This window comes from Microcoleus sp. MON1_C1 (assembly GCF_036701945.1).
Classification (GTDB): domain Bacteria; phylum Cyanobacteriota; class Cyanobacteriia; order Cyanobacteriales; family Microcoleaceae; genus Microcoleus.
The window spans coordinates 81994-97530 of the sequence record NZ_JAUBRO010000030.1 but is presented as its reverse complement, the minus strand read 5'-3'; the positions used below and the strand labels follow the sequence as shown (position 1 = coordinate 97530).

Genomic DNA, 15537 nt, shown 5'->3' with positions numbered 1-15537 from the left:
TACGGTTATTGCTGCACTATCTGAAATATCAAACTATTCCTTTACCGACTTAAATCATTACCCTTTCAGCAACGCCGCTTTTGCCTTCCTTGCCCGCGATCGCTGCTGTGATGGATCTTGACCTAATCCTAGTCCTCAATGAAGCGATCGCGCTTCACATCACTCTGAGCCTTTATGCTTACCCGCCAAAAACTCCCGCAGCCGCAACAAACTAGCCGTTTGCCCCAAATTCAGTGGCAGCAGCGACACTTCTTCCAACCGAGACTGCACCCCACCGTCGCCCCAATACCACTGTGAAAAATGAAAATGACTTCCCCCTCCAACAATGTAGCGATCGAGTTTGGGACTGTTCCAATTAATCTAAATTGTCTAGCCGATCTTTAATTTTTGTGCTGCGACTCATCAATGCAGACTGACAGCGTTCCCAGTAAATTTTAGCGACGCGATCGCCCTGATTCTGACGCCAACACTCGGCAAACAGCCGGGCCGCTTCAGCAAACTTCCCTTGCAAGTAATTTGCCCTAGCTTCTGCAAACAATTCCAGCGTAGCTAATTTGCCCGCTTTGGTTTCAGGCGGATCAGCATCAAACACCTCATAAACTGTTACTAATTCAGATTTTCCCTTGACTTTTACCGTATCGAGGGTGCGGATTGCGTACTGGGATAAATTTTCTAAACGCGAGTAAGTTGACTGGGTGATTAATAGCGACACCCCATAATTTTTCGTCAAACTTTCCACCCGAGAAGCTAAATTCACCGCATCGCTGATTACCGTCCCGTCCATGCGATTTGGTCCGCCCACCGTTCCCAGCATCAAAGTGCCAGTATTGATGCCAATCCCAATCTGAATCGGTGGATAACCACAATTGGCGCGATTTTGATTGTATTCAACGAGGCTCTGCAGCATAGCAATTCCGGCTTTCACCGCATTATCCGCATCGCCGCTAAACAGCGCCATAATCGCATCGCCAATATATTTATCAATAAACCCCTTATTTTCATTAATAACGGGTTCCATACGAGAAAGATAGGAATTGATAAATCTGAAATTATCCTCCGGCGTCATGCTTTCCGAGAGCGTGGTAAAATCGCGAATGTCGGAAAACAACACCGACATTTCCAACTGCACTTGGTCGCCCAATTCCACATCAATAATGCTTGATTTCTCTAAAAACTGGAGGAACTGATTGGGGACGAAGCGCTCGTAAGCTTTGTTGAGTTGGAACAATTCATTGGTAAATCTGATTCGCTCAGTTTCGGCTTTTTTACGCTCCGTGATATCTTGAAAGGCTACAATTGCATAAGAAATGTTGTCCTTTTCATCATAGATGGGAGTACCCCAAGCCTCGATCGGAATAATCTTGTCGCCTTGGTGGATTTCCATATCCTCAGCGGTGGCACTTGCTCCCTTCAACGCCCGCACAATCGGCAAGTCAGCAAAGGGATATTCCTGGTCTGTTCCAGCTTGATAGACTTGATAAATCTCTGGTATTTGCTCGCTGGCGACTTGAGGAATAACTCCTTTACCTAATAATTGAATAGCAACGCGATTACTATAGTAAGGTTTGCCAGAAGCATCCAGCACTGACACCCCCACTGGAATTGCTTCTAAAAATTGAGTCAGTCTGTTCTCACTTTCGCGGACTTCTGTATAAAGCTTAGAATTTTGGATCGATATCGCTGCCTGTCCAGATAACACTTTTAATAGTTCCACTCTTTCAGGCGTAAAAGCTCCGGCTGTGAGATTGTTTTCTAGGTAAACAATACTAATAATTTGAGATTGATTAATCAGCGGTACGCATAAAATTGATTTGGGCTGATTCTTTTGGATGTAGGGGTCGTTAGTAAATTGTCCCTCTCGAACTGCATCATCTAGTACGACACTTTCTTGAGTGCGGGCAACATAATTGACAATGGCGGAGGAAAGTTCTTGACAGGTTTCAACCGGGATGGATTGCAAAACGGTGACTTGTTCTGAATTGATTGTCCCTTCAGCTTCAATTAACAAATTTTCCTGGCTTGACAAAATTAGATACCCTCTTTGCGCTCCTGCACTTTCCATCAAAATTTTCATTAAGCTAGACATTAGTTTATCCAGCCGAATTTCACCTGAAATCGCCTGGGAAGCTTTCATGACTGTGGTGATATCTAGATTACTAGCCGCACCAGCAGTCGTCACTGTTGCGGTAGTTTGAGTGTTTTTATTTCCAGATTGAATAGGTTTTAATAAGTGGGAATAGCGGGTTTGTAAATCTTTTACCTTAGCCGTGGCTCCCCATTGGATATAACAATAATACGCCTCAATTATGTAGATTTGAGCAAATTTTTCTTTACCCCATTCTAGGTAAAATAGGGCGGCTCGTTCATTAGCTAGTGCTTCTTCGTTGAGGAATTGATTTTCTTTGGCTCCAGAAATGGCGCGATCGTACATTTCAATTGCCTCGGCTTTATTGCCCAAAACTCGATAGCGTTCCGCCTCAACTAAATACCATTTATGTAGATAATTCATCGGAGCATTGTGTGCCCATTGGTGCAAAGTGATTTGATGGGTTTCTACCTGGGCGAGAATTTCAGTTTGCTCCTGCTCTGGCTGTGTGGGGAAGAGTGCCAGGTACGTCAGGGCTGCATAGAAATGGAAATTGGGAACAAAAATAGTTCCCGATGCTGCTATTAAATATTGTTTGCCTTGGGCTATGTGGTCTAGGCTAGCCGTGTAAATAGTAAAAAAGTAGGCAAGCATCAGTTTGTAAGTGTAGGCAAGGGCGATCGCCGTGAATTCATTATCCTGATGGTGCTTAGGAATCATCACCGTTTCATCGTAGGCAGTTCCGCTCAAACAATCCGACGGAAGACGGGCTTCCCTCAAGTTCTTCGCCGTCTGCTGCGTCATATCCAAAAAAGCCTGGACAGAATATTGCTTCGCCTGAGCCAAGGCAGCACTGTAACTTACTATTTCGGTTTCCCAAGTATCTAGTTCTACCCCACAAAAAAATTTGGCAACAAAGTAATTAATTATGTTGTAGCCAGCGTAGAGAAAGTCGCCCGTTTCCATGCCAGCAGTAAAGCCATCTTTTGTCGTCGGGATCGTTGCCCTCAGAGGTTCTTGGCGATGCTGAATAAAGCTCCCAAACATCAGGAGAATTATGGGTTTGAATTCCCGCACATTGAACCGATCTAGCAATGAGAGTGCCAATTTACCAAAGTCATAACCCGTTTTCGCCTCTTTTAAAAAGGCAGAAAGCACCATACCGTGAATTGCATACCCTACTGGCGATGCGGGTGCATTCCCAAATTGGAGCGATAAACTCACCATCGTAGTGCTAAGTAGAGGCAGCAAACCGGGCATTCCAATGAAAATAGGTGCAAATAACATACCCGACAGTTGCATAGCTGCCTGAATTTGGAGATTAGTCATCACTGGCAGGTCAATCAATTCTTCCACCGTTCTTCCCTGGAGTTGACTATTGAGGGTTTGTAGCGCTTGGCTAATTTTGGCTTCGTCAGGTGTGGTGGGGAGTTCAACCCCTAATTGCGCCAGGGCATTTCTACCCACTGCGATCGCCTCCAACATTTTGCTCTGGGCTGTGTGAGTAGCGATTTTAATTTCGTAAATTTTAACTTTGTCTAAAATCGTCTGAGCATTCTGCAACACCAATGCGGCTTTATGTTCCATGCCTTCAATATCAGCATTCAAATAGGCAGTTTCGGCGGCAGCAACATAAAGATTTAGGGTCAATTCATACTGACTTTGCCAGCAGTTGGCCCTCAAGAGTTCAATCCCTGTTTGTAAATAGGCCGTTGCAGCAGCGTAGGCAGTAGAATTTCTGGCTTTCTGTCCGGCTTTTAAGTTAAGTAGAGCTAAGGCTTCCCGTTCGCTTGCTTGAGCGATCGCCTCAATTCCTAGATTCAAATGCCCGACAATATCAAACAGTTTTTCTTCTCTTTCTAGTTCCGAAGAATTTTGTAGGAGTAACTGTCCGATTTTGAGATGAGTGGCTTGTTTTTGGTTTTCAGGAATTAGGGAATAAGACGCTTGCTGGACGCGATCGTGCAGGAACTTATAAATTGGGTTAGTAACAGACTGATTCGGGGATTGAACGTCTGTTTGAATTAAGCTATAGCCTTCTGTAATCTGTAAAATGAGTCCTTCTTGCAAAGCTTTCCACAATGCTGATGCCGTTTGTTCGGTTAATTTTTCGTGGACTATTGCCAATGTATCTAAATCAAACTGCGCTCCAATGCAAGCCGCCAACTTGAGAACATCCTGACTTTCTCTGGGCAACTTCTGCAATTGCGCCGCCATAAACTCCACCACATCCGAGGCGTGGGTAAGTCTAGCTTGAGCAATATCGCACTGCCAATGCCGTACATTCCAGTCAAAAGTAATTTGACCATCTTCCTGCAACGCCTTCAGGAATTGAGTCGAGAAAAAGGGATTACCTTGGGTTTTTTGATAAACCAATTCTGTCAAAGGTTGAGATAAAGATAAATCGCAAATCAGCGTATCTGCTACCAACTGATTCATATCTGCTAAACTCAACGGTTCCAACGTAATAGTATTAACCACTGCCCCAGACTTAATAATCTCCTCCACTGTCAACATAAACGGATGAACAGGGGAGACTTCATTATCCCGATAAGCACCCAATACTAACAGATGCCCCCTATCCTCCATCAACAGTTGTAACAATTTCAGCGATGCCGAATCTGCCCACTGTAAATCATCCAAAAATATCACTAAGGGATGTTCGGCTTGGGTAAATACTTGTACAAATTTCTGCATCAGCAGATTGAAGCGATTTTGGGCGGCACTCCCCGACAGTTCTAGTGCAGGATCTTGAGCGCCAATGATGCGTTCTAATTCAGGAATTACGTCAATCAGCACTTGCCCACTCTCGCCTACTGCTGTCAGAACCTTGGTTTTCCATGTTTGTACCTGAGCATCACTTTCTGATAATAATTGCGCCATCAATTCCCGAAAAGCTTGCACAAATGCACTGAAAGGAGTATTGCGCCCAAATTGGTCGTATTTGCCTTTAATAAAATAGCCCCGTTGTCTGGCGATTGGCTTGTGGACTTCGTTCACTACTGAGGTTTTACCAATTCCAGAAAAGCCAGCCACCAGCATCATTTCGGCGCTACCTGTACTGACTCGTTCAAAGGCTGCTAATAGATTATCAACTTCACTTTCCCGGCCGTATAACTTTTCAGGAATCAGGAAACGGTCTGTAATATCCCGCATTCCCAAGTCAAATTCTTCTCTGCTATCCGTTTGTTGTAATTGAAGCAGACATATTTCTAAGTCATGCTTTATTCCCAAGGCGGTTTGATAGCGGTTTTCCGCGTTTTTCGCCATCAATTTACTGACAATTTGAGATACAATTAGGGGAATTTCTGGCTCGATTTCGTGGGGGGAAAGTGGCTGTCTGGCAATGTGGCAGTGAACCAACTCTAAAGCATCTTCTGTCTGAAAAGGCAGTTTTCCACTCAGCAATTCGTAGAAGGTGACGCCGAGCGAGTAAAAGTCAGTGCGGTAATCGAGAGTGCGATTCATTCTCCCCGTTTGTTCGGGTGAAATATAGGCTAATGTGCCTTCTAAAATGTTGGGGTTTTTCAGGGTTGGCGTTTCTCGCGTTAGCTGAGTGGAAATACCAAAGTCGATAATTTTTAATTGTTTCGTTTCCGGGTTGTAAACAATATTTGAGGGGTTAATATCTTTATGGATAATGTTTGCGCTGTGAATTTGCCCTAATGCTTCTGTGGTGGCGATCGCCAGGAGCAAAAATTCCTCCAGAGTAAACGAGCGCTGCTGCATCCATATTTTCAAGGATTCGCCGCCAAAGTCCTCTACAAACATCACGAGACTGTTTTGGTATTTTTGCAAGTCATAAACCTGCACAACTCCCGGCTCTTTTAGCTCTCGGGTGATGCGGTATTCGGTGCGGTAACGCACCAATTCTTGAGGTGTGGGGTAGCTTTCTTTGAGAAGTTTGAGGATAATCGGCTGGCGATCCGCTTCCCGAATGGCTCGGTAAACCAGAGAGTTGGCACTTTCATAGACAAGTGTCTGGGTGGCAACGCCTGCAATAGAGAGCATATTGATTTTTAGGCTAAAAATTAACGCGCAGTCAACACGCACCAGTTTTGTCTAGAGCATAGCGCGTTAGAAAAGCAAAAATAAGCTTTGTTAACAAATGTTTAGTTTTTCGGGTAGCAGCCTGCAAATACTTTGTGGTAGCCCCGATTTCGCTCGCCTAATTTGTATTGTGCACAACAGTCGATCGCACTTTTGCTGTGATTTTCAGCCCACATTACGCTGCTTGGCGTGTGACACAGCATAATTACGCAGAAAACTCTATTTTTAAAATAATAAATTCTAGCTTTAAAACGTTTTTCATCAGTCAATGTACGGTATAAAGCTATAATTTATAGCTTTATTACTGGATAAAAACAAGTAATAACCGATTCTGACAGTTGAGGGTGCAGAATGTGATTTTTAGGTAAAGCAACCGCCCTGATGGTGACGACCTTCTTAATAGCTAAGCCTGCGTCGCAGTTGACCGCACTGATCAGCTAATACCTTAAAGTTATAATTGTCAGATACGTGATCTCTCTGCCAGCTAAAAGCTAATGAAACTAGCCTTCTTTTCTATACATGGTGCTGCAATGCTAGCGATCGCAGCCACTATTGTCAGTACAGCGGTGGTACAAGGACAACCCATTGTTCCCGCACCCAATGACGCTGGCACTACTGTCACGCCTGACAACGGCGATCGCTTGAATATTACAGGCGGTCAAACTTCTAGAGATGGAGCGAATCTTTTCCACAGTTTTCAACAGTTTGGGCTTAGCGAAGGGCAGATTGCTAATTTTATGTCTACTCCCGCTATTCGCAACATCTTAGGACGGGTAGTAGGCGGCAACCCTTCTATTATTAACGGTTTAATTAAAGTAAGTGGTGGCAATTCCAACCTATTTTTAATAAATCCTTCGGGCATTATCTTTGGCCCTAATGCTAGCTTGAATCTTCCGGCTGCTTTTACAGCTACTACTGCTACTAACATCGGTTTTGATTCCGGTTTGTTCAATGTTGCCGGAGCGAACGATTACAGTACGCTGATAGGAACTCCGAACACTTTTTACTTTAATCTCAGCCAACCGGGAAGTATCATCAATGCAGGTACTTTAGCAGTCAGGGCGGGGCAAAGTATAAGTTTAATTGGCGGCACAGTTGTCAACACTGGTTCCCTCAATGCTCCGCAAGGTAATATTATTGTCGCTGCTGTCCCCGGTGAAAATGCTGTTCGGATTAGTCAAGAAGGACATTTATTAAGTTTAGAAATAGGGGTTGTTGACGGGGGATTGTTGGCACAGAATGGGCAATTATCTCTGCCTTTGTCTCTTCCGCAATTGCTTGCGGGCGCAGGTGGAAACTCTGCTACTGGTATCTCCGTTAACAGTGCAGGAGAAGTGGTTTTGACGGCGGGTTTGAGGGTGGAAAGCGGGGATGTGGCGATCGCTAGTTCTACTGTTAATAGTCAGAATGCTACACTCTCGGCAGCACGTAATCTCACTTTGGTAGAAAGCCAGCTACTTACTGAGAATAACTTGTATCTGTTGGCAGGAGATACGGTGCGGGTGCGGGATGGAAATAACGCTTTCAGGGCGATCGCGGGCGGCAATCTTACTATACAAGGTAATCAAAATATTGATATCTTCGCGCTAAATTACCCTAACCCTGCATTCCAATCCGCAGGGGATATCACATTATTGAGCAATGGCAATGTTTCCGGTGATGCTCACTTCGCTGCGGGAGGTAATGTAAGTATTCTCACATTGTCTGGCAACGGTGGCAGTTTTTTGAGTTTGTACGACCCGATTATTAGCTCCGAGGGAGATGTGAGATTTGGTGATTATACTGGAACCTCACTTAAGGTAGAAGCAAAAGGCGCGATCGCGGCGGGAGATATTACTATCACTGGGCCAGATACTACTTTGTCAGATTCTGCCGATCCAGATGCGGCGGTGCTTTCAGGTAGTGCAGCTTTAATTCTGCGATCGGGCGTTTCGACTCTAGCGAATGCTGCCAATGTGCCGCCGAATACGACAGCAGGGGAGACATTTTTTGCTTCGCCCGGTGTTGCTTCGGGCAATAGCATCGGAGTGGGAACGATTTCGACAGCAGGCGGGCCTGTGATTTTGGAATCAGCAGGGGACATTGCGCTGGATGCGATCGCCACTTCTGGCGGCAATATTACTCTCAAAGCTGCTAGCGACATCGCCGTTACAGGCACTCTTCAGTCTACTGGCGGCAGTATTGACCTCACGGCTGGCAATCTTCTCACAGTCAGCGGCACTTTTACAGATAGTAACGGTGTAAATGTGAGCATTTCCAGCGCTAATGGCACAAGTGGCGGCGCGATTACTATTCGCCACGCGGGGAGCACGACTACACCTTTTATTGTCGGCGATGCGACAACGAATGGGACGGCGGGAGCCATTACATCAGGTTCCCAGACAATTTCGCCACAGTTTGCAGTGCCAGTGCCGCCAAGCACTTACACTCAGGGCAATATTGCGATCGTTACTTCCGCGCCATCTCCAACACCGGAACCGGCACCATCTCCAACGCCGGAACCAACACCGGAACCGACCCCATCTCCAACGCCATCGCCTACGCCAGAACCGACGCCATCTCCAACACCGGAACCAACACCGGAACCGACACCATCTCCAACACCGGAACCGACACCCTCTCCAACCCCACCACCAACGGCATCCCCATCACCTGCGCCATCTTTAATACCAGAACCAACGCCATCACCCGCGCCATCTTTAATACCAGAACCAACGCCATCACCTGCGCCATCTTTAATACCAGAACCAACGCCATCACCCGCGCCAATTCCACAAGCAATACCGTCTCCGATATTGCTTGTGCCCTCCATTGCGCCTGAAATGCTAGCCCCGATGCCATTACCTACTCCGACACCAACTTTATCTCCGTCTCTTGATGCCACCTTCTCTTTACCGGATATTTCAACTACCAACGCGATCGCTCAATCTGACAACCTGAGTATCATTAATAGAATTGAGTCTCTTTTTAACTACAGATCCGATTGGGTAAGCGAAGTTGTCCAAACGGCATCGCCTCTAAATATAGTTAGCCCCAGCGATATCACAAGGCTAATCGATAGAGGCGATATCTCTCAAGCCAGTGTCTTTATGGATATCTTCTATAGCGAACAAGTGGGGTCATACATTAACCAGGAAATCAGGCGGGATTTGCAATCTTTTACGGCAATACAGCAAAGAACTAAAGTCATCGCCAACCAAACTGGTAAGAAACCAGCCATTATTTACGCCTTAGCCCGCCCTGAACAATTAGACCTGATCATCGTTCCCCCTACAGGCATCCCAATTCATAAAAGCATCCCCCCAGCTAAGCGCGAAACTTTGATGCAAGTCGTCGCCAATTTGAGGTCTGAACTCCTTAGTCCCAGCAAAATCAATACTCAGAGCTATTTGCCAGCATCCCAACAACTTTACCAGTGGATAATTGCACCCTTGGAAGCTGATTTGAAAGCTCAGGGCATCGATACGCTAGTTTTTAGTATGGATGCGGGGTTGCGATCGCTCCCCTTAGCCGCCCTCCATGACGGTTCTCAATTTCTAGTAGAAAAATACAGCATCGCACTTATTCCCAGTGTCAACTTGACCGATACTAACTATGAAAGCGTTAAAAATGCTGAAGTTTTAGCAATGGGAGCCTCGCAATTTACCAATAACCAACCCTTGCCAGCAGTGCCCGCAGAACTTAATGCTATTGCCTCAGAATGGAAAGGCGAATCTTTCCTTAATCAAACCTTTACTCTCAATAATCTTCAATCGCAGCGCAATGACAGACCCTATCGAATTATTCACCTCGCCACTCACGGAGAATTTAAGCCGGGAGCACCGAGCAATTCTTACATTCAGTTATCAGACACCAGACTAACACTCGATCGCGTGCGCGAACTAGGGTGGGATCAGCCGCCTAAAGTTGAGCTATTGGTGTTGAGCGCTTGTAAAACTGCTGTGGGTGATGAGGGCGTTGAATTAGGCTTTGCGGGGCTAGCTGTGCAAGCGGGGGTGAAGTCAGTTTTGGCGAGTCTTTGGTACGTCAGCGATGAAGGTACTTTAGGGTTAATGGCTGAATTTTACGATCAGTTAAAAGTCGCGCCTATTAAAGCCGAAGCCTTACGGCAGGCTCAAATCGCCATGCTCAAAGGTCAAGTTCGCATTGAAAATGGCCGTTTAATTTTGTCAAACTTAAATAAGGAGTTAGAATTGCCACTAGAATTAGCTAAACTAGGTAATGAAAACCTTTCCCATCCTTATTATTGGTCGGGCTTTACGATGATTGGAAGTCCTTGGTAAGGTATAAACATAATTGCAAGTGCTTCGTTAGTCGCGCCCTACAAATGCTTTTTTATTCGTAAAAACAGAGTAAAAATTGCATAAAAAATAACCCTCTAATCGAGAAGCGAAGCAATCGGCATTAACAAGGAAATTGCTAACATTTGATTGCTAGGAATTTTCGTAATGTTATTTGAATAAAAACTCTAAAGCTTTAAAATTAAATATGATGCAAATGATACACCAAAAATTGGTTTTACTTCTAGTTTTTATTGAGTCAAGTGTTGAAGATTATCAGAGCTTAATTAGTGGCGTTTCCGCCAATGCAGAAGTAATTATCCTAGATGAAACGCGGGATGGGATTGAGCAAATCACCGAAAGGCTAGCAATTGAACAAAATATAGAAGCAATCCACATCATCTCTCACGGCAGTCCAGGTTCCGTACAACTCGGTGCAAATACACTCAACAGCAGCAACATAGAAAGCTTCAGCCCTCAACTCAAACAGTGGCGCAAAGCATTAATTCCCGGTGCCGATATTCTCCTCTACGGCTGTAACATAGCAGCCGGAGACAGAGGCCACGAGTTCCTCACTCAACTCCACCAACTAACAGGCGCAAACATCGCCGCCAACAGCAATACCACAGGCAACAGCAAACGAGGAGGCACATGGGACATCCCCCAACTCATCCCCCCATCCCCTCAAAAGCCAAAACTAATTCTCACAGAAGCCACCCTCAAAACCTACAGCGGTTTACTAGGCTTCGCCCCCCAAGTCACCTTCCCTACTGGCAGTAACCCTTTGTCCGTCAGCATTGGCGACTTCAACGGCGATGGTCAACCTGACTTAGCAACGGCGAACACCAGCAGCAACACCGCCTCCATCCTGCTCAACAATACTGCCACCGGAGCTACCACCCCCACTTTCGCCCCCCAAGTGCCCTTCGCCACTGGCGCTGGTCCCTTCGGAGTCAGCATCGGCGACTTCAACGGCGACGGTCAACCTGACTTAGCAACGGCGAACTACACCAGCAACAACGTCTCCATCCTGCTCAACAACACCACCAAAGGAGCCACCACCCCCACTTTCGCCCCCCAAGTTCCCTTTCCAACTGGCACTAAGTCCGCCTCCGTCAGCATCGGCGATATCAACGGCGACGGAAAACTTGACTTAGCTGTCGCGAACAGCAGCAGCAACAGCGTCTCCATCCTACTCAACAATACGGCCACGGGAGCCACCACCCCCAATTTCGGCACCCAAGTCACCTTCGCAACTGGCACTCGCCCCTTCGGCGTCAGCATCGGCGACCTCGACAGCGATGGAAAACCTGACTTAGTTGTGACGAACTACGGCAGCGCCAACGTCTCCATCCTACGCAACACTACTGCCACCGGAGCCACCACGCCCACTTTCGCCACCCAAGTTACCTTCGCAACTGGCGCTGGCGCCTTCGGCGTCACCATCGGCGACATCAACAACGACGGCAAACCTGACTTAGCTGTGGCGAACACGGACAGCGCCAACGTCTCCATCCTACGCAACACTACTGCCACCGGAACCCCCACCCCCACTTTTGCCCCCCAAGTTCCCTTCCCAACTGGCGCTGGCCCCAGATTCCTCAGCATCGGCGACATCAACGGCGACGGAAAACCTGACTTAGCTGTGGCGAACGACTTCAGCAACAACGTCTCCATCCTGCTCAACAATACTGCCACCGGAGCGACCACCCCTGATTTCGCCCCCCAAGTTCGCTTCCCAACTGGCCGTTACCCCCGCTCCGTCAGCATCGGCGACATCAACAGCGACGGAAAACCTGACTTAGCTGTGGGGAACCCGGGCGACAACAACGCCGGCATCCTGCTCCACACCACCCCCAAAGTTACTGCTGTCACCGCTACCACCGCTGACGGCAGCTACGGTATCGGTTCCACTATCAATATCACCGTCACCTTCGATGCTGCTGTCAACGTAGATACCACAGGTGGCATACCGCAACTGCAACTCGAAACAGGTACAACTGACCGTTTTGCCACTTATGTCAGCGGTAGCGGCGGTACTGTACTCACCTTCAACTATGTAGTCCAAGCCCCAGACACCTCCGGTGACTTAGAATACCTCGCCACCAACGCCCTCACCCTCAACGGCGGCACAATTAAAGAAACTGTGGGTACAGCCTTTGACGCTTTCTTAACCCTCCCCACTACCGCCTCACTCAACTCTCTCGGCGGTAGCAAAGCCATAGTTATTGATACGACTGCACCCACAGTTGCCTTAACATCCGCATCAGCATTAGCAACAACAGTAAATGGTTTATTTAGCGTCACTGCTACCTTTAATGAAAATGTCACCGGGTTTGATAATACTGATATAACTGTCGCCAATGCGAATGTCAGTAACTTTGTCACAGTTGATGCCAAAACCTACACCTTTGATGTCACACCGAATGTTGATGGCCCCGTCACAGTTGATGTACTTGCGGCTAAAGCTACGGATACTGCCAATAATAACAATACCGCTGCCACTCAACTGGTTCGTACCGCTGATTTAACACCCCCAACAGTTGCCTTAAACTCCGCATTACCCACAACAATCAATGCACCATTTTTAGTCACAGCAACTTTTAGTGAAAATGTGACAGGATTTAGTGCGAGTGACATTAATGTTACTAACGGTACGGTTAGCGGCTTTACAGGTAGCGGCACGACTTATAATTTTACAGTCACACCGAATGCTGATGGCCCCGTCACAGTTGATGTACCGGAGGCAACAGCTACGGATACTGCCAGTAATAATAATACCGCAGCAACTCAACTGGTTCGTAATGCTGATTTAACACCCCCAACAGTTGCCTTAAACTCCGCATTACCCACAACAATCAATGCACCATTTTTAGTCACAGCAACTTTTAGTGAAAATGTGACAGGATTTAGTGCGAGTGACATTAATGTTACTAACGGTACGGTTAGCGGCTTTACAGGTAGCGGCACGACTTATAATTTTACAGTCACACCGAATGCTGATGGTAATGTCACAGTTGATGTACCGGAGGCAACAGCTACGGATACTGCGAGTAATAATAATACCGCTGCAACTCAACTGACTCGTACTGCTGATTTTACCGCACCTACTGTTGCCTTAACATCCGCATCACCGACAACAATAAATGCACCATTTTTAGTCACAGCAACATTTAGTGAAACTGTGACAGGATTTAGTAATAGTGGCATTAATGTTACTAACGGTACGGTGAGCGGTTTTACAGGTAGCGGCACGACTTATTATTTTACCGTTACTCCGAATGCTGATGGTAATGTCACAGTTGATGTACCGGAGGCTAAAGCTAAGGATACTGCCAGTAATAACAATACCGCAGCAACTCAACTGGTTCGTAATGCTGATTTTACGGCACCTACTGCTAGCTTGGGTACAATTTCTAACATTACTACAGCGGGCGGCACAAGTCAGACATTGACAGTTACTTTCAGTGATAGTAGTGGAATTGATGTTAGCAGTTTAGATAATTCTGATCTGGTAGTAAACTGGTCAGGTGGTGCAATTCCCGCTACCTTTGTCAGCGTCGATACTAATAGTAATGGCACAGCTCGCACGGCAACTTATTCGCTGACTCCGCCTGGGGGAAATTGGGATGATACAGATAATGGCAGTTATGCTGTTAATTTGCAAGCACCGCAAGTAAAAGATACTTTTGGCAATCAAGTTGTAGGTAGCAATTTAGGCAGTTTTACCGTTAACATTGCCACGCCAACACCGCCTCCCACGCCAACACCGACTCCCACGCCAACTCCAACTCCGACTCCAACTCCGACAATAACTCCAACTCCGACAATAACTCCGGCTCCGGCAATAACTCCGGCTCCGGCAATAACTCCGACGCCAACTCCGACAATAACTCCGACGCCAACACCGACGCCAACACCGACGCCAACACCGACTCCAACTCCGACAATAACTCCGACTCCGACAATAACTCCGACAATAACTCCGACAATAACTCCCCCAACAACTCCGACTCCAACGCCAACTCAAGCTACTCCCGCTGTCATTTTCCTTGAACCACTTGGCAGTACCGACGTACTCGAAAGCTTGGGCAGCGATATATACAAAGTGCGACTAAATACTCAACCAACTGCTAATGTCACCGTCGCCATTGCCCCTGAAACCCAAGTTACTGTCAGCCTACGGGCTCTTACTTTTACTCCCGCCAACTGGAATGTCGCTCAAACAGTAACGGTGACTGCGGTTGACGATGCGGTTGTTGAGGGCGATCAGGTCAGCCCAATTAGCCACGCCACTACCAGCACTGACACATTGTATAATAATTTAGTCGCCCCTCTCACAGTTAATATCAGCGATAACGATAACTTAGGCGATGTCAAAACCTTGTTGAACAAATCAGTAATCGGTTTGACAGACTCCGACGATCGCGTCACAGGATCGGCATTAAACGACATGATCCACGCACGCCCCGGCAATGACTATCTTCATGGCAAAGCAGGGGATGACTTGCTTTACGGACAAAAAGGGGATGATGGCATCAGGGGCGGCGATGGCAATGACATTATTTTTGGCGGCCAAGGCATTGAATTTATTCGGGGTGACGGCGGTATTGACTTGATTTACGGCGGTAAGGGAAACGATCGCATTGAAAGTGGCGATGGCGACGATATCGTGTTTGGCGACGGGGGCAATGATTACTTATTTGGAGAAATCGGTGCCGACACTCTCACCGGCGGGTTGGGCAATGATGTGTTTGCCCTCGCGATCGGCACTGGTGGAACAGACGCTTCCGCTGCTGATGTGATTACTGATTTTACCCTAGATCGAGACAAAATTGATTTAATTAGCCCCCTGGCTTTTAACCAGTTAAATATTTATCAAGGAACAGGCGCTTTTGTGAACGATACTATCATTCAGTATCAGGTAACAGGGGAATATTTAGCTATATTGAAAGGAGTTACTGCCAGCAGTATAGTTGAGCTAGTAAATTTCGTGGTGTAGCTTTCGGGGATGCCGATATATTTTGCATCCCACCAACAATCTACCCATAAAAGCTGCAGAGGCAAATTGTGCCACCCAACCCAACGGGCGTGAGTGCCTAAGTGTTGGAAATGATTGAA

At 46.8% G+C, this 15537-nt stretch carries 3 protein-coding genes; 2 read left to right on the top strand and 1 reads right to left on the bottom strand.

Annotated elements, in window-relative coordinates; translation table 11 throughout:
• Positions 1-355 precede the first annotated feature (355 nt).
• A complete protein-coding gene (locus QUA62_RS18145; protein ID WP_333405759.1) occupies positions 356-6097 on the bottom strand; it encodes an AAA family ATPase in 5742 nt (1913 codons plus the stop codon).
• Positions 6098-6666: 569 nt separating this feature from the next.
• Between QUA62_RS18145 and QUA62_RS18140 the strand changes: the two genes are divergently transcribed.
• Together QUA62_RS18140 and QUA62_RS18135 are read left to right on the top strand one after the other, a co-directional pair.
• The gene (locus tag QUA62_RS18140) at positions 6667-10419 is read left to right on the top strand and encodes a CHAT domain-containing protein (RefSeq protein WP_445301680.1); all 3753 of its coding nucleotides are present in this window, start codon (positions 6667-6669) and stop codon (positions 10417-10419) included.
• 205 nt (positions 10420-10624) lie between these two features.
• A complete protein-coding gene (locus tag QUA62_RS18135; protein WP_333405757.1) occupies positions 10625-15418 on the top strand; it encodes an FG-GAP-like repeat-containing protein in 4794 nt (1597 codons plus the stop codon).
• Positions 15419-15537: the final 119 nt, after the last annotated feature.

What these genes read in the sequence shown, in the direction of transcription:
- QUA62_RS18145 (WP_333405759.1), bottom strand. Translation starts at nt 6,097, where the DNA reads ATGCTCTCTATTGCAGGCGTTGCCACCCAGACACTTGTCTATGAAAGT.
- QUA62_RS18140 (WP_445301680.1), top strand. Translation starts at nt 6,667, where the DNA reads ATGCTAGCGATCGCAGCCACTATTGTCAGTACAGCGGTGGTACAAGGA.
- QUA62_RS18135 (WP_333405757.1), top strand. Translation starts at nt 10,625, where the DNA reads ATGATGCAAATGATACACCAAAAATTGGTTTTACTTCTAGTTTTTATT.